The organism is Anaerotaenia torta (genome assembly GCF_050433395.1).
GTDB lineage: Bacteria > Bacillota > Clostridia > Lachnospirales > Lachnospiraceae > Mobilitalea > Mobilitalea torta.
The window spans coordinates 89,520-106,219 of sequence record NZ_JBNPXH010000014.1; the positions used below are offsets into that span (position 1 = coordinate 89,520).

A 16,700-nucleotide genomic window follows, 5' to 3' on the forward strand; every position below is an offset into this window, starting at 1 on the left:
TATCCCCTCTATGCCCTGATCTTTTCTTTAACGGCCCGCTCCAGCAGCTGATATACACGGATTGCAGAGGAAATACTCAGCCTTTCCTCCACAGTATGAACATCAAACAAATCCGGCCCGATGGAAATCGCATCGATACCGGGAAGCTTTTCACCAAGGATGCCGCACTCCAAACCGGCATGAATCGCCTCTACTCTCATATCCTTTCCGGTACTTTCACGATAAATTCTCTTGTAATGCTCCCTCAGCAGAGAATCCGGTTTATATTCCCAGCCGGGATATTCCGAATACTCACGGAATTCGCCGCCAAGGAAATCGATCAAATAATTCAGCTGACTGCTCATATAATGCTTATAATTATATACGGAACTGCGAATGGCTGACACAAAGGTCACATGCTCCTCCTCTGTTTGGAACACTCCAAGATTTAACGAGCTTTCCACCAGTCCCGGAATATGGGAACTCATAACCTGTACGCCATTGGGCATATTGATCAGCATAAACAGCATTTTTTCAAAAGACAGGGGATGAAGTACCTGGAAGCTTCCCTCATCCAACTCCTCCAGTTCATATTTAAGCTGGGGCTCGCTGGCTGAAAACTCCTGCTGATACCCTTTCATCAACTCTGCAATACCGGAGCTGATCTCTTTATATTTCTTCCCTGTCTCCTGGGACGTACCCACTAACAGCAATTCCGCCTGCGCTTCTCTTGGGATAACATTATCCTTGAAACCGCCCTGCATATGAACCAGGGCAAAGCTGTAGTTTTCACGCAATTCAAACAGAAGCCGTCCCAAAAGCCTGGGCGCGTTAGCTCTGTTCTTAACAATATCCGTACCTGAATGACCGCCCTGCATTCCTCCGAGACTGAGCTTAATCCTCTTACCTGCGGCCTCGACCCTTTGAACCGGAAGGGTACAGTTGCATCTCATGCCTCCGGCACAGCTGGTGAGAACACAGTCCTCTTCCTCGGAATCCAGATTGATGAGGAACTTTCCCTGAAGCCGGGACAGATCCAGGGCTTTTGCGCCGCCCATCCCCACCTCCTCGTCCGTGGTAATAATGGCTTCCAGTCTTGGATGCTCCAGGCTGTTATCGGAAAGCATGGCAAGTATATAGGCAACCGCCACACCATTGTCCCCTCCCAGGGTGGTTCCGTCGGCATGGAGAAAGTCTCCTTCCACAATGAGCTTAATCCCATCCTTCAGAAAATCATGAGCGGAGTCCTTCCATTTCTCACACACCATATCCATATGTCCCTGAAGAACAATGGCCGGCTCCTGCTCATATCCGGGTGTTGCTTCCTTAATCATGATAACGTTATATGCGGCATCCTGTGTATACTCCAGATTATGCTTCTGTGCAAAGGCTACCAGATAATCGCTGACCGCCTTCTCATTTCCCGACCCTCTGGGAATTTTTGAAATCTCAGCAAAGTATCTGAATATTCCTTTATAATCTAATTGCTCCAATGTCTGATTCACCATAACTCTTCCTTTCCTCTGTCTTTCTTGATCCCTGGGCATAAACAAAAGCGGGAAAGAACCGAGAAGCAGTCTCCCGATGTCATGATAATAATTAGACGACAAAGATTCCGGCCCGGTTCCTGTAATTCATTAACAATTTCTTTCAATTATTTATGTCTTTTCCACAGTATGATTAATTTTTAAAGCTATGAATTGGCGCAGGAATTCTTCCTCCCCGGTTGATAAAACGGTCACACCCGAAGGAATTCACACTCATTACCGGAGCATATCCCAACAAACCGCCGAATTCCACCCGTTCACCGACTTCTTTTCCGATGACCGGAATAATCCGGACTGCCGTTGTTTTCTGATTAATCATTCCGATTGCCATCTCATCTGCAATAATCCCGGAGAGGGTGGTTGCCTTCGTATCCCCCGGTACAGCGATCATATCCAGTCCCACGGAGCACACACAGGTCATTGCCTCCAGCTTCTCCAGGGTCAGCGCTCCCGCCTCAACCGCGTTGATCATTCCCTGATCCTCGCTGACAGGAATAAATGCGCCGCTCAATCCTCCCACATAGGAAGAGGCCATAACGCCGCCTTTCTTAACCTGGTCATTGAGCAGGGCCAGAGCCGCCGTTGTCCCCGGTGCTCCCACCTTATCCAGCCCCATTTCCTCCAGAATCTCCGCTATGCTGTCGCCGACAGCCGGAGTAGGAGCAAGGGACAAATCTATGATGCCAAAGGGAATTCCCAGCATTCTGGACGCTTCCTGCGCTACCAGCTGGCCTACTCTGGTAATCTTAAAGGCTGTTTTCTTAATGGTCTCGCAAAGCATCTCAAAATCCTGCCCCCGGACAGACTCTAAGGCCTTCTTCACAACCCCCGGACCGCTGACTCCCACATTGATCACCGCATCTCCCTCTGTGACCCCATGGAAGGCCCCTGCCATAAAGGGATTGTCATCCGGAGCATTACAAAATATCACCAGCTTCGCACAGCCGATGGAATCCCTGTCTTTGGTTCCCTCCGCCGTCTGAAGGATGATCTCTCCCAGAAGCTTGACGGCATTCATATCGATGCCGGTCTTGGTGGATCCCACATTGACAGAGCTGCATACCCGCTCCGTCTGGCTGAGCGCCAGGGGAATCGACTTAATCAGCAGCTCGTCACCAGCCGTCATTGCCTTGGAGACCAGAGCCGAATATCCTCCGATAAAGTTCACGCCAACGGTCGTTGCGGCACGATCCAGGGTCCTTGCTATGGTTACAAAGTCCTCTTTCGTCCTGCAGGCCGCAGCCCCGATGATGGCGATGGGAGTTACCGAGATTCTCTTGTTGACAATGGGAATACCGTACTCTCTCTGAATCTTATTGCCTGCGGACACCAGATCCTTTGCTGTTGTTGTTATTCTATCATAAATCTTGCGGTTCAGTTCGTCAAGATCGGGATCGATACAGTCCAGGAGGCTGATCCCCATGGTGATGGTTCTGACATCGAGATTCTCCTGGTTAATCATTTTATTGGTTTCAAGAACTTCATTTATATTTATCATAGCCTTCTCCCCAGTGTTAAACTCTATGCATCTTGTCGAATATGTCTTCACGCTGGGATTTAATCATTACCCCAATTTCGGAACCGAGCTTCTCCAGCTCCTCCGATATCACCTCAAAATCCTTGCTCATATTTGTCATATCAACGATCATCATCATGTTAAAAAAGTCCTGGACGATGGTCTGGGAAATATCCAATATATTAATGTTATTATCCGCCAAATAGGTACATACCCTGGCGATAATACCAACCGTATCCTTACCCACTACAGTTATAACCGTACGTTTCATACCCTCGCTCCTCCTTATCATTATTATGTACCAAAGACGTGTTCCCTGCGCTTTCATTATATCATGAACATAAAACGTGTTCATGATCTCCGGCTCCGTTCACATGATCGCAAGCTTGATGTGCAAGTGCCCTTCTCGCACTGTTCACTACGCTTTCATTATATCATAACTATCTGAGAAGGCTGCTCCCGATGGGCCACACTTACATTTTTTGCAGAAAAAGCGCTGCCCCGGTTCGATAACTCGTAGCAAACCGTCTCATACGCCAGCTCCTCATAATTATTCTCTTTACTCAGATGCGCCAAAAATATATGATGCAGCCCGGGGTGAATCAAACGGCTGATCATATCTGCCGAGGTATCATTGGACAGGTGTCCCCGCTCACCCAATATCCTCTGCTTTAACATATAGGGATACTTACCTACCATTAGCATATTTACATCGTGATTTGCCTCTATCAGCAGAAGCTCGGATCCCTCCAGCTTGGATAAAATATAATCGTCATATTTCCCGAGATCGGTTGCTATTCCCACCTTCTGCCCCTCGGATCTCATGGTATAGCAGACCGGATTGGAAGCATCATGGGAGGTGGAAAATGGCTCCACACAGATATCATTTATCATAAAGCTCTCATCGGGCTTCACATAACGGTACAGTTCGCCCGGAATATCCCCAATGCTTTTCATTCTGCTAATGGCACATGCTGTTTCATAAGTGGCATAGATGGGGATATGATATCTCCGCGCCAGTATCCCAAGACCGGATATATGGTCGGAATGCTCATGGGTAATCAGAATTCCCTGTATCGAATCCGGCAGAATATCAATTCCATTTAATCCGTTTTCAATACGCTTTGCACTCACTCCGGCGTCCACCAATAAATTTGTATGATTACTGCCGACATAAATACAGTTTCCGCTGCTGCCGCTTGCAATACTGCATAGCTTCATATTTATCTCCCTATTCTGTCATCATCATTTTGCATTTACAATAAACTGAGTATCCCTCATTTCTTCCATTTTGTCAAGAAATTTTCTTGAAGGACAGATTTTGGAACCTTGAAAATCCCATCAGATTTTAAGGCTGGCGGCTGTTCTGGGTGTTATCCCGGCAGCCGTCCAGCCTTTCTTTTAATACAGCTTTAGTTGAAGCGGTATTCCATTCTTAAATTTTACTTCCGTCTCTCCTTGAATTAATGGCATCATATAGTCTATTAATTCCTCTGTCACATCATGTCCGTCCGGGGTAATCCAATTTAGGGGAACTGTTTTCTCACGGTTTGCCACTTCATCTACCGGAACGGAGAGGAGCTCCACCCGGTAAGGCCGGTCACTCAGCCGCCCGATTGCCGCCATGCGGCCTGCTTCTTTGCTCAGCGCGCAGAGCAATGCCTTTTCTCCCAGCATCTTGGATTCCATAATATCTGTTTTACTTGTGATATGCGCGGCGGATCTCTGCATTAAATTCAGCTCCACAGAACGAACCTTACAGCCTATTTCACGGCGCACCAGCTGTTCCAGTACACGGGCCGCCCCCGCAATATATTTATGACCGAAATTATCTACTTTTCCGCTGGAAACCTGATCGGATATGTAGGCACCCTCTTTATCCTTAATTCCTTCGCTGACGGCAACAAGAATTCCCCGCTTCTGCGTCAGCTTCTCCTTAACATCCATTATAAAACGGGTACTGTCGAATTTCCTTTCGCATAGATAGATCAGATCGGCCCCCCGCCCTCCGTTCACTCTGGCCAGCGCTGCGGAAGCCGTCAGCCATCCTGCGTCACGTCCCATGATCTCGACAATGGTCACTGACGGAATATCATAGACGCCAATGTCACAGGCCAGCTCTGATATGGTAGCTGCAATATATTTCGCCGCGGAGCCATAGCCGGGACTGTGATCGGTAAGGCTTAGATCGTTATCAATTGTCTTAGGCGCACCCACAATGATTTTGTCATGTCCTTTTGCCTTGCAGTACCTGGCAAGCTTATTTACGGTATCCATGGAATCATTTCCGCCGATGTAGATAAAATATTGAACTCCATACCGGTCAAGAGTTGCTATGATCTTCTTATAGGTCTCTTCGTCCTCATGCCAGTCCTTCATTTTGCGGCGGCAGGAACCGAGGGCCGAGGCGGGCGTGCAGGCAAGGATATCGAGGGACCGATTGTCTTTCGCAAGCTCGCTCAAGTCAAGGAACTGCTCCTTCAGCACCCCTTCAATTCCATTCTTTGCACCGTACACCCGGTTCACTCCTTCACTTCCCTGCACTCCCTGCAATATACCGGCCAATGTTGCATTGATGGCAGCAGTCGGTCCGCCGGATTGTGCTACTAACAAATTATTCATATGCTGGTCTCCTTATGCTCTCCGGAGTTATGCAGCCACATAACGTGCATCCTGCCTCAGGCAAAATCTCATTCTGCACAGGCCGCATACCCTCTAACATAATACATGCCCTCCATATGAAATGCAAGTATATTATACGGAACGATTTTCTTCCGCGCCTTTTGCCCTGCCGCAGATTAATTTTTCTTCTTCAGCCACTGCTTGCCGTCCACAAATCTAGCGGCCATCATGGCACATACCGTGTTGCCTGAGGAATTTAATACCGTTGCAGGCGCGTCAATGATGGTGCTGATGACAGCAATAACCGGAAGAGCTGCCGGAGGAAACCCGTAGATACTGATAATAAGCATCTCTCCGATGAGCCCGCCGCCGGGTATGGCTCCCATAACCGCCCCCACCAAAAAACCAACTGCCAGAATGGAAAGAAACGCTCCGGCACTATTCATGTCCTTTCCGAACAAGCCGAAGAGGAACACCACCTTAAGTACTCCTCCGATCACAGAGCCGTCCTTATGGGTGTTGACCCCCAGAGGAATTACTGTTTCGGCGATATCTCCGGACACGCCTATTTTCTTCGTGGCAGCCAGGTTCACCGGAATCGTAGCCGCACTGGAGCAGGTGGCAAGAGCGGTAACCGTCGGAGCAAGGGCATTTCTCCAGAAGCTGCGGACCCCATCCTTCCCCGCCGCAATATAGGCATAAATGCTGAAGAAAAGAAAATAATTGATGACGGATAAGCCCAGGTATAATAAAAACACCCGGAGATAACCTTCCAGTATCTGCGATCCCAGCTGGCCGATCACCGATGCAAAGTAGCAGCCCAAACCGATGGGAGCATAATACATGATAATATTAATCATTTTCATAAGCACTTCCGAGGCGGCTGCGACAAATTCTCTTACAGGCCGGGCCTTGTCACCAACCATGGCTGCGGCAGTTCCAAACATGACAGAGAAGATAATTAAAGGAAGCATCTTATTCCGAGACAATAATTCCGAGAAATCCCCCACGGTAATGGTTTTGACCAGCTGCTCGGCAAGAGAGAGCTGCTGTGCCTCCGATACCAGCTCTTCGCCTGATCCGGCCAGGATGGACCGGACCGTATCCTGAGCCAGGCCCTCTGTGGGATTTACAACAAATACTCCAAGAATAGCCAGTATCCCGGACAGCAATGCCGTCACCGTGAAAATGACCGCTATATAGATGATAATCTTACCGAGCCGGTTCATTTCCTTCATTCCGGCAATGGATGAGGTGATGCTGAAGAATACCAGAGGCACAATAATGGTAAACATCAGATTCAGATAAATCTGCCCCAAGGGCTCCAGTACCCTTGCCTCCGGCCCCAGGACCAGACCCAGGACTCCGCCCACTATCACAGAGAGTAACAGAAGCAATGACATCTTGTAATTCTTTATAAAGTTTTTCACAGATGAACCCTCCCCATCTCTTTATAATATCTTGATATATACTATTATATCGATATTATACAGCATGATAAGAGCTCTTACTGTCCATTATGTTGTAAATAGTGCTATCCTTCTACTCCTGTTCTGCCAGCAGCGTCTTCACCTGCTGTTCCAGCCACTGCAGATCCCCTGTGTTCTCTATGACTTTGGGAAATTTACTCCGGAATTCCTCTGCCGTGCATTGATTCCCTATAATCACATCTATCTTCTCTTCCGTATATCCCCGCTCCGCCTTCAGCCAGCTCCTGCGCTGCTCTTCCGGTGCATAGACATACCAGACCTCATCACAGAGGAAATCATATCCGGCTTCAATCATCAGCGCCGTCTCAATCAGAAGATAGGCGATTCCGCCCCTCCTCCGGCAGCGGTCGATCTCCTCCCGAACCTTTATCAGTACCTTAGGGTGCGTAATTTCATTTATTTTAAGACGATTTTCTTTATTCTCAAATACAACGGCGGAAAGTCTTCCTCTGTCAATTCTTCCATCCTTCGCCAGAATTCCCTGCCCGAAATAATCCACAACCTCCTGATAGCTTGCGCCGCCGGGCTCCATCTGCTCCCGCGCAATTCCATCCGTATCGAGAATTCCGGCACCATACTGCTCCTTCATAATCCTGGCAACCAGGGATTTACCGCTCCCTATCCCGCCGGTCAGACCGATTACTTTCATTTATCCTCATCCCTGCTATTATTTTTTTACCCCGTTTACTTTGCTTCAAACCAGTTGCTGCCTTCCTTGACCTCCGCTTCCAGTATGACGGAGAGCCGGGCAGCACCCTGCATCTCTTCCACGATAATCCCGGATACCTGCTCCGCCTCATCCTTGTGGGCTTCTACCAGCAGTTCATCGTGAACCTGCAGAATCAGCTCCGCACGGAAGCCTTCCCTCTTCAGGCGCTGGTTCACCCGGATCATGGCGATCTTGATGATATCGGCCGCCGTTCCCTGGATCGGCGCATTCATAGCCACCCGTTCCCCGAAGGAACGCTGCATGAAATTGCTGGAGGTTAATTCCGGAAGCGGTCTCCTCCTCCCAAAGAGCGTGGAGGAATATCCCAGCTCCCTGGCATCGGCCACCAGCCGGTCCAGATACTCTTTTACCTTGGGATAGGTTTCAAAATACTTTGCAATATAACGTTCTGCTTCTTTTCTGGTAATATTCAAATCCTGCCCCAGTCCAAAGGAGCTGATTCCATATACAATACCAAAGTTCACCGCCTTGGCGCTGCTTCTCTGGGCAGGAGTTACCTCCTCAAAAGGAGTATGGAACACCTCGGAGGCGGTGATCCGATGGATATCCTTCGCCTCCCGGTATGCCGCAATCAGTCTCTCATCCCCGGACATATGGGCCAGCACCCGAAGCTCAATCTGGGAATAATCCGCGTCCAGGAACACATACTCCTCCTTCGGAATGAATACCTTACGGATCTGGCGGCCCAGCTCCATCCGGATGGGGATATTCTGCAGATTAGGATCCGTGCTGCTGAGCCGGCCCGTCGCCGCGATTGTCTGATGGAATTTTCCGTGAATCCGTCCGTCTTCTCTGATATACTCCGCCAGGCCGTCCGCATAGGTTGACTTTAATTTGGTCAGCTGGCGGTATTCCAGAATCATCGGAATCACCGGGTGCTCGCCCTGCAGCTTCTCCAGAATGTCCGCCGAAGTAGAGTAGCCTGTCTTTGTCGTCTTCCCGCCTTTCAGCCCCAGCTTCTCAAATAGTATGACTCCCAGCTGCTTCGGAGAATTAATATTGAATTCTTCTCCGGCCTGTTGGTAGATGCTCTTCTCCAGCCTTTCAATTCCAATTGCCAGATGATCACCATATTCCTTCAAAGCCTCTTTATTAACACGAATGCCCCTCGTTTCCATATCGTACAGAGTATAGATCAAAGGCATCTCAATGGTGGTAAACAGCTCCTGCATTCCTTCTTCTGACAGCAGCTCCTCCATACGCTTAACACAATGCATTGCAATATACGCACAGTAGCAGGCATAGGATAAGAAAGCCTCTTCCTTCTGCTCCAATGCCTCTGTTAAGGATGCCTTCCCCAATAAATCCGCTCTGGAAGGAACCGTCATACCCAGATAATCCCTGGCAATATCATCATAAAGATAGGTATCTGTCAGCGGATTCAGAAGATATGCCGCGATTGCCGCATCAAATACCGGATACGCCTCCGTAAGCTGAAGCCAGGGAAGCTGTTCCTTCAGCCCTATCACCGATATCGTTCTGCCGCTGCGGACCAGCTTCCGGGAACGGTCCAGCAGATAATCCTCCGTAAGGAAGCCGCGGCAGCACAGAAAATATGCTTTCTTTTCATTGTCACAAAGGGATATACCCAGAATGCAGCCGTTTTCGAAAACTACTTGTATTCCCATGGGAAGAGGAGCTTCCCTCCTTCCGCCCATTTCTTCAAATATCCGCTCTGCCTCTCCCAGATCATCAATCAGGATAAATCCTTTCTCAATCCCTATAGAGTGGCTCACTTCCTCCGTCTGAAAACGGGTCAGTAAATTTTTGAATTCCAGCCGCTTAAACAGCATGTATACATCTTCGTTGTACAGATTCCCCAGCACCGCTTCCTCCGGATCAAAATCCAGCTCACAATCCACACAGATGGTGGCCAGCTCCCGGGATAAGAAAGCCAGCTCCCGGTTCTCCTTCAAAGAATTCGTAACCTTGCCGGGTTTCATTTCCTCGATATGCTCATAGATGCTTTCGATGGAGCGATAGGTCTCAATCAATTTAGCGGCTGTCTTCTCTCCCACTCCCGGCACTCCGGGGATATTATCCGAGGGGTCTCCCATAAGCCCTTTCAGATCAATAAACTGCTTTGGGGTCACATGGTAAGTCTCCATCACATCCGGAGCCAGATAATCTTCTATCTCCGTGCCGGTCTTCTTTGTTTTGGGTATCCGGATCTTAATCTTCTCACTGGCAAGCTGCAGCAAGTCCCGATCACCGGAGATCAGCGACACAATATCCCCCGCCTTCTCGGCTCTGGTGGCCAGGGTCCCCAGAATATCATCCGCTTCATAGCCGGGCTTTTCCAAAATCAGAATCTTCATAGCCTTCAGGACTTCCTTCATCACAGGTACCTGCTCCCGAAGCTCCTCCGGCATTCCCTTTCTCGTTCCCTTATACTCGGCAAACCGCTCATGGCGGAAGGTGGGATGATGGGTATCAAAAGCCACCGCCAGATGATCCGGCTTCTCCTCCTCCAGTATTTTAAACATAATATTAAGAAATCCCAGAACCGCGTTGGTATGCTCCCCCTTCGAGGTAGTCATGTCCGGCAATCCGTAAAATGCCCGGTTCAGTATGCTGTGTCCGTCAATCAAAACAAGCTTCTTATTCATAATTAATAACCATACCTTTCATAGCCTGCGGATCTTATGAGGAAGCCCTGCTTCCCATGATACAGGCGTATTATTTTATTCCGGCATATCGTTCAAGGAAGGATATCCCGTCCCTCATTTACTCATAACCGGTTAGTGCAACGTCCCTAATGCGGATACCTCTACGGAAACAGCTCGGGTTTCTCGGGCTGCAATCGCTCCTGCTCCTCAAGATACTCCCGCAGCAAGCCATCATAATAGGCATTCCGCCCCGTATGGAAGGCTCGGCGCATCCGAAACTCGCTCTCTGTGATGTTCCTCTCCTCTTCCGTGCTTCGATTAACATACCCAAAGCTTATGACAAATGCAAAAAATAAAATTGTTAATATCAGAATAACCTTTTTACGATAATATGTAAACTTCGCATGGAAAATTCTATCCCTGATCCGGTCCAGCTTTTGATTCAGCTCCAGGCCAAAATCCGAGGACAGATTCTTATCCTCGTCCAGCTGCTTCATCGCTGTCAGCAGTGCATAGTACACCTCCAGCTCTTCCTTGCAGGCCGGGCAGGTGCCGATATGATCAACAAACTCCTCCAGTTCCTTCAATCGCAGCTTATTGTTGATAAATGGCATAATCATACTTTGGGCTTTATTACAAGTCATTCTTCTAATCCACTCCTTATTTCCCAGAGAACAGCATATCCTTCATATTTTGAGCTAATATATTATTTTCATACTTGAAATATAAAACTAATTGTGTTAGAATAATCCTCGTCACTAATGCGGATGTGGCGGAATGGCAGACGCAGCAGACTCAAAATCTGCCGAGGGCGACTTCGTGAGGGTTCGAGTCCCTCTATCCGCAGTAAGATGAGAATTCCTCAGAGCTTTATAAATTCAAAAGCTTTGGGGATTTTTTTTATTGCTTCTTTTAATACCGCCACATCCCGGCATTGTATGTATTTTCTCTGGTATTTTTCATGAACGGGAGAAGCAATCATGTCAAAGACCTCCCGGATGGGATGCCATTCCACGCGGATATCTCCGCCTTTTTCTTCTTCTGTCAGGCATGGAAGCCCCTTTTCTCCTATCACCTTGGCCAGATAATAATTTGAGATCTGGGTAAAATTATGCTCGGCCCGGTTCTCCTCAATATACCCCAGCTCCTGCAAAACCTCACACTCACATCCGGTCTCTTCCCGGATCTCCCGCTTTAAAGCAGCCTCTAAAGTCTCGCCTGTCTCAACTCCGCCGCCGGGAATTGTATAAAACCCATACTTCCCCATATACATCACGGCCATCTCTTCCCTGTCATCCAATAGGACTGCCCTGACCGCTACTCTTGGTGAAGCACTGGAAAGCCGGTCCGTACCGACAATCTCTTTATCCGTGATTTTTTTTATCAGCTTCATAATACTCATGCCTTCCCTCTGAATTCGTTTGTACAAGTGAGCCCTTCCGATACCATGACGGTACGGGATTATCCATGCCATCAAACCAGCGCAGGATATCTGCATTCCATTGTAATATTGAATCAAGCTCTTCCGGCGAAAAATATTTGGCCCAGGTAATGGAGGTGATTGCACTCGCCGCAAGATAATAGGCAAATAAACTCCAAAACTCCTCCGGAGGGTCTCCGCTGAAATAACCGTCAATCTGCCCCGATGCGAACAGCGGAAAAGCACAGGCGATACGATTAAACTCATACCAGGGATCACCATAGTTATCAAAATCAACTTTATGCCAATCGATCACAGACAGCTTTCCGTCCTCTGACAGAATCAGATTGCCTTCATGATAATCTCCATGATGACAGCATTGCGGACGCCCTTTCAGCAGACTGCGGTTGGTTTCCAGGTATTGCAGAATCTTTTCATTTCCTTCAAAAGCCGCACCCTCCGTCCGAAATGCCTCAAGCCGTTTGTCAATTACGGCAAAGTACCGCTCTGCCCAGTCACCCGCAGCTTCCGGGGCGGGCATTGCATGAATTTTGCGAAGAACCTCACCGGACTTTACACCTAAGGCATATTGTTCCTCGTCTGATAGTGCGGGCAGAAGCTCCTTCACTTCATCGCCGTCAGCCCAGGTCAGCAGAGTATATACGCTCTTACCATCCTCACTGGTTCCGAAATAGACCGGCTGCGGCATAGGAATGCCCAGCGCCGCAGCGCAGCCTACGGTCTCAAACTCCGCTTTTTTATTGTCATAACACATATTATTGGTGATATCCGCAATACGAAGAAGCAGACGCTTTCCATCCGCGGTTTCGATATAATATTTCTTATCACCGGACATGCCCTTGGTAATCTCTTTGATTTTGATAAAGCCTGCATAACCTGGAATATCAATCATTCCCCGTCCTCACTTTCTCAAGTCCTTCCGCTCTTCTCTCCCAGTATCGTTTTTCTTCTGACATTGCTGTGTTCCCAATCACCCATAACATAGTAAGAGGACGCAGCGCATCCTGTTCGAATTAAGTTGTGCGTTGCGTCCTCCCGGTACGACGGATGTTAAAAATACTTTTTATTACCCCATAGATTACTTTTCTTCAAATCCATGTATTCATTGTAAGCCCGCTCCAGGATCTGCTTTTCATTAGCGAATTTCAACATATGATACGCTTCATGAAACTTATAGTAACCGGAGTCCATGAAAAACTCTTCCCTCTGTGGTTTGCTGTAATAGCTATCAGACATCATTAAATACCAATGAACATCCTTTAATACTGTATTTTGTGGTGTGCTGAAGGAATATTGGCTTTTTCCGATATATTTGATAATGGAAGCATTGGTTCCTGACTCCTCCAATACTTCACGGATTGCCGTCTCCTTATATTCCTCTCCTTCTTCTACGGTCCCTTTCGGTAGCACCCACCCTTCATACTTGTTCTTGTAATTTTTATACAGTAATAAAATCTTTCCTCTGAATATAACTACACCACCACAGCTCGTTGCTTCTACCATCGCAATTCCTCCTGCTTTTTGGTGTATCGCCTTATCTAGTAGAAGTATACATCAATATGCACAAGTTTTCAACCCGAAATTATTGATTAAGATGTTAAAAAGCACCGAAGGTTATATGTCAAAGGGAGTCACTCCACCAAGTTGCTTTTACTTGCCTTACCTTCGTGCGTTCAGAACGCTCCGCTTCACAAGATGCAGGTATTCTTCTTCATTCCCTTTTTTGCCCTGCAAAACTGCATTGTACCGATACTGAGTTATAATAACGCCGCCGGTTCCAAACAGCTGATACAGATTTTTACTCCTAATCCTCTATTTCTTTTTATAATATTCCTGAAATATCTCTTTCGCAATGGGGACAGCATACTCACTGCCGGTCCCCACATTTTCCACAATGACGCTGACTGCGATTTCCGAATCCTTCTCCGGTGCAAAGCCGATGAACCAGGAGTGGGCTTTTCCGGCTGGGTTGTCTGCGGAACCTGTTTTTCCCGCCACCGCCACCTTCAGATCACTCAGCTTTGTCGCGGTGCCCTTGGTAACCACCAGCCGCATTGCTTTGGTCAGATACTCCGCCTCGGAGCCGGACATCTTTCTTCCGATTTTATCCGGGGAATACTCCTTAACCACAGCCCCTTCCGCATTTTCAATGCGCTCCACCACATAGGGCTTCATCATCATTCCGTCATTGGCTATTGTGGCAGCTATCATCGCACTATGCAGGGGAGAGATCAGGGTCTGCCCCTGACCGATCGCTGTCTGCATCGCCTCCTTCGTTCCCGAGACACCTTTTTGCAGGGAGAATTGGCTGACGCTGGCGGCCATCCTGACCGGAATATTCCGGTTGAACAGAAAATCTTCACACAACGCATGGAATTTGGTGAGATCAAGGCTCATGCCGATATTGGCAAAAGAAGTGTTGCAGGATTTAGCCAGGGCCATGGGCAGGCTCAACTTTCCGTGAGCTTTGCTGAAATGGCAGTGGATGACCATTTCACCATATTCATCCTCATATTCAATTGCCCCGTCACAATCATATTCATATTCCAGATAGGTCATATTTTCCCGCATATACTCCAGCGCCGTAAGCACCTTAAAGGTGGATCCGGGAGCATACAGCCCCTGGGTTGCCCGATTCAGCAAAGGAGCTTTCTTATCCTCGTCCTCCAGAATCGTTTCCCACTCCTGATCCACCAGATTGGGATCATAGGAGGGCTTGGACACCATAGCCAGAATTCTGCCCGTGGCAACCTCCAGCACCACCACCGCTCCCCGGTTATCTCCCAGGGCATCATAGGCCAGCTTCTGAAGCTTTGAATCCAGAGTGGTAATCACATTATCCCCCTGGCTCTTCTCTCCCATGAGATCGGAATACATAACCTCAATGCTGTTTATATTGGAGGTCAGCAGCCGTATATTCTCCATTTCTTCAATTCCGCTCTTACCCTTGGAATATCTCCCCACCACATGGGCAAAGACCTTCTTAAAGGGATACTCCCTGGTCTCCTTGCCTTCTCCGTCCACCAGTGTCTGTGCAAGAATCTCTCCGTCCGCCGACAGGATGCTGCCCCGGATAACACGCTGCTCCAATACCTCCTGCCGTCTGTTATAGGCATTATTGATCACATCATCGCTGCGGATAATGAGGTAGTAGGAAAAATATCCCGCAATAAGAACAAAAATTCCCAGAAAGATATACAGGATGCTGAAAATTGGCTTTCTCACATCCTGCGGCCCGGAAGCCTCCTGTGTCTCCCTGGCTGCCGCCAGCTCACCGGCTCTCTTCTCCGAAAAATATTTGGTCCACGCGGCAGCTATCTTCTTTACCGCTTCCTTCCAACGCTTCATTGTCCTGTTCCCTCCTCCTGCTTCCTCTCCTCCCTGACTGCGTCCCTGCCTGCCAGGGATACTCCCTGCAGGATCATAAACATAACGATGACAGACAGCATGGAGCTGCCTCCGAGGCTGATCAAGGGAAGCGTAACTCCCGTGGAAGGAATGAACTTAATCACCCCTCCGATGCAAAGCACAATCTGGAATGCAAACATTACGGAGAAGCCGACGGCAATCAGCCGGTAAAACAGCTCCTCCTGCTCCAAGGCTATATTTAAAAACATAACAAAACAGCTGGCGTAGATCAGAAGAATGCAGATTGCAAACAATCCTCCCAGCTCTTCGGATATGGCTGAGAATATAAAATCACTGCCAACCACCGGAATCCCTGTGGGCAGCCCTCTGTTCAGACCCATTCCAAACCACCCTCCGGTTCCAATGGCAAACAGGGACTGGGTGATCTGATAACCCTCGTTATCAATATAGGAAAACGGATCCTTCCAGGCCAGAACTCGCACTCTGACATGGCCGAAGACCTGGTACGCCAGGTAAGCCGCCCCGCTCCCTGCTGCCAGCCCGGAGACCAGATACAAAGGCTTTGCTGTAGCGGCATACAGCATAAAGATATAGGTGATAAAGAAGATCAGGGCGCCGCCCAGATCCTTCTGCAGCACCAGCAGAATAACCGTAGCGCCCGCCAGCAGGGAAATCAGCATCACCCTTTTGAAATTCCTTCCCTCTCCCAGAAGCCCGGCAACCGAGAACACAAAGAGCAGCTTAACCACCTCCGAGGGCTGGACGCTGATGATTCCGCCAAGATCCAGCCAGTTGGTAGCTCCGTGGCTGGTGGTTCCCGCAATCAGGACGACCAGAAGAAGCGCAATTCCCGCTCCCCCGTAGAGCCAGCCGTAATACTTCAGGCTTCCCACCCTGCGGATGATCTGGGGCACCGCCAGGCTGACCAGAAAGACCGCTCCCACAATTACCACATGTCTCAGGGCCTTGGAAAAAGACAGCCTTGTCTGTATCAGAAATCCTACGGTCAGAAGCATTAGCATATTATGAAGGAGCAGCCTTGATATCTTCGGATAAATGATCCGGTACAGGGCTAAGACCAGCACAAACAGCACTACCTCGGCGCAGTACAGATAAAACAGCTTATTATTTAAGATAAGACCGGCACCGGAAGGCTGCTGTCCCTTCTCTGCCATGACAATCGAATACTGCCCGCTATTGATACTCTGCATAAACAGGGTAAAATGGCCGATAAAATGCAGCAAAAAGGTAACAACCGTTAACATAGCATAGGTTTTGCTCTGATGCCGTTTACTCTTGAACCGGAAAACATTAAAGCTGTAATAGGTATAGATCCCGATCAAAAATATCATCATATATTTAATTAATTCTGAGATCAGATTCATAACGATAACCTG

At 48.4% G+C, this 16,700-nt stretch carries 14 protein-coding genes and 1 tRNA gene; 1 reads left to right on the forward strand and 14 read right to left on the reverse strand.

Annotation, left to right across the window (positions count from 1 at the left end; translation table 11 throughout):
• Positions 1-8 precede the first annotated feature (8 nt).
• From HNQ56_RS20330 to HNQ56_RS20370, 9 genes are all read right to left on the reverse strand, one after another.
• Complete coding sequence (locus tag HNQ56_RS20330) at positions 9-1,484, reverse strand: aminoacyl-histidine dipeptidase (protein ID WP_429149935.1); 1,476 nt, start codon at positions 1,482-1,484, stop codon at positions 9-11.
• Between the two features lie 175 nt (positions 1,485-1,659).
• The gene (locus HNQ56_RS20335) at positions 1,660-3,024 is read right to left on the reverse strand and encodes a PFL family protein (RefSeq protein ID WP_429149936.1); all 1,365 of its coding nucleotides are present in this window, start codon (positions 3,022-3,024) and stop codon (positions 1,660-1,662) included.
• Between the two features lie 16 nt (positions 3,025-3,040).
• The gene (locus HNQ56_RS20340) at positions 3,041-3,313 is read right to left on the reverse strand and encodes an ACT domain-containing protein (RefSeq protein WP_429149938.1); all 273 of its coding nucleotides are present in this window, start codon (positions 3,311-3,313) and stop codon (positions 3,041-3,043) included.
• Positions 3,314-3,471: 158 nt separating this feature from the next.
• Entirely contained in the window at positions 3,472-4,263 is a 792-nt protein-coding gene (locus HNQ56_RS20345; RefSeq protein WP_429149940.1) for an MBL fold metallo-hydrolase, read from the reverse strand.
• Positions 4,264-4,443: 180 nt separating this feature from the next.
• Positions 4,444-5,664: a 6-phosphofructokinase gene (locus tag HNQ56_RS20350; protein WP_429149941.1), complete on the reverse strand. Its 1,221-nt coding sequence runs from the start codon at positions 5,662-5,664 to the stop codon at positions 4,444-4,446.
• Between the two features lie 176 nt (positions 5,665-5,840).
• Entirely contained in the window at positions 5,841-7,094 is a 1,254-nt protein-coding gene (locus HNQ56_RS20355) for a dicarboxylate/amino acid:cation symporter (RefSeq protein ID WP_429149942.1), read from the reverse strand.
• Between the two features lie 112 nt (positions 7,095-7,206).
• Entirely contained in the window at positions 7,207-7,803 is a 597-nt protein-coding gene (coaE, locus tag HNQ56_RS20360; protein WP_429149943.1) for a dephospho-CoA kinase, read from the reverse strand.
• A 35-nt stretch (positions 7,804-7,838) separates the two neighbouring features.
• On the reverse strand, positions 7,839-10,493 hold the full coding sequence (gene polA, locus HNQ56_RS20365; protein WP_429149945.1) for a DNA polymerase I: 2,655 nt from the start codon (positions 10,491-10,493) through the stop codon (positions 7,839-7,841).
• A 161-nt stretch (positions 10,494-10,654) separates the two neighbouring features.
• Positions 10,655-11,113: an anti-sigma factor gene (locus HNQ56_RS20370; RefSeq protein ID WP_429149947.1), complete on the reverse strand. Its 459-nt coding sequence runs from the start codon at positions 11,111-11,113 to the stop codon at positions 10,655-10,657.
• A 143-nt stretch (positions 11,114-11,256) separates the two neighbouring features.
• Between HNQ56_RS20370 and HNQ56_RS20375 the strand changes: the two genes are divergently transcribed.
• Positions 11,257-11,339, forward strand: a tRNA-Leu gene (locus HNQ56_RS20375).
• A gap of 16 nt (positions 11,340-11,355) precedes the next feature.
• On the opposite strand, the gene HNQ56_RS20380 is transcribed toward HNQ56_RS20375, so the two are convergent.
• From HNQ56_RS20380 to HNQ56_RS20400, 5 genes are all read right to left on the reverse strand, one after another.
• Positions 11,356-11,886, reverse strand: coding sequence for an NUDIX hydrolase (locus tag HNQ56_RS20380; RefSeq protein WP_429149948.1), 531 nt, complete (start codon positions 11,884-11,886; stop codon positions 11,356-11,358).
• Positions 11,858-12,826, reverse strand: a complete 969-nt coding sequence (locus tag HNQ56_RS20385; RefSeq protein WP_429149950.1) for a phosphotransferase family protein — start codon at positions 12,824-12,826, stop codon at positions 11,858-11,860. Before HNQ56_RS20385 ends, HNQ56_RS20380 begins: the two co-directional genes overlap by 29 nt.
• Before the next feature lie 158 nt (positions 12,827-12,984).
• The gene (locus HNQ56_RS20390) at positions 12,985-13,437 is read right to left on the reverse strand and encodes an NUDIX hydrolase (RefSeq protein WP_429149952.1); all 453 of its coding nucleotides are present in this window, start codon (positions 13,435-13,437) and stop codon (positions 12,985-12,987) included.
• 309 nt (positions 13,438-13,746) lie between these two features.
• Positions 13,747-15,282, reverse strand: a complete 1,536-nt coding sequence (locus HNQ56_RS20395; protein WP_429149954.1) for a peptidoglycan D,D-transpeptidase FtsI family protein — start codon at positions 15,280-15,282, stop codon at positions 13,747-13,749.
• Positions 15,279-16,688 (reverse strand): FtsW/RodA/SpoVE family cell cycle protein, encoded by a 1,410-nt coding sequence (locus HNQ56_RS20400; protein ID WP_429149955.1) that lies wholly within the window; start codon positions 16,686-16,688, stop codon positions 15,279-15,281. Before HNQ56_RS20400 ends, HNQ56_RS20395 begins: the two co-directional genes overlap by 4 nt.
• Positions 16,689-16,700: the final 12 nt, after the last annotated feature.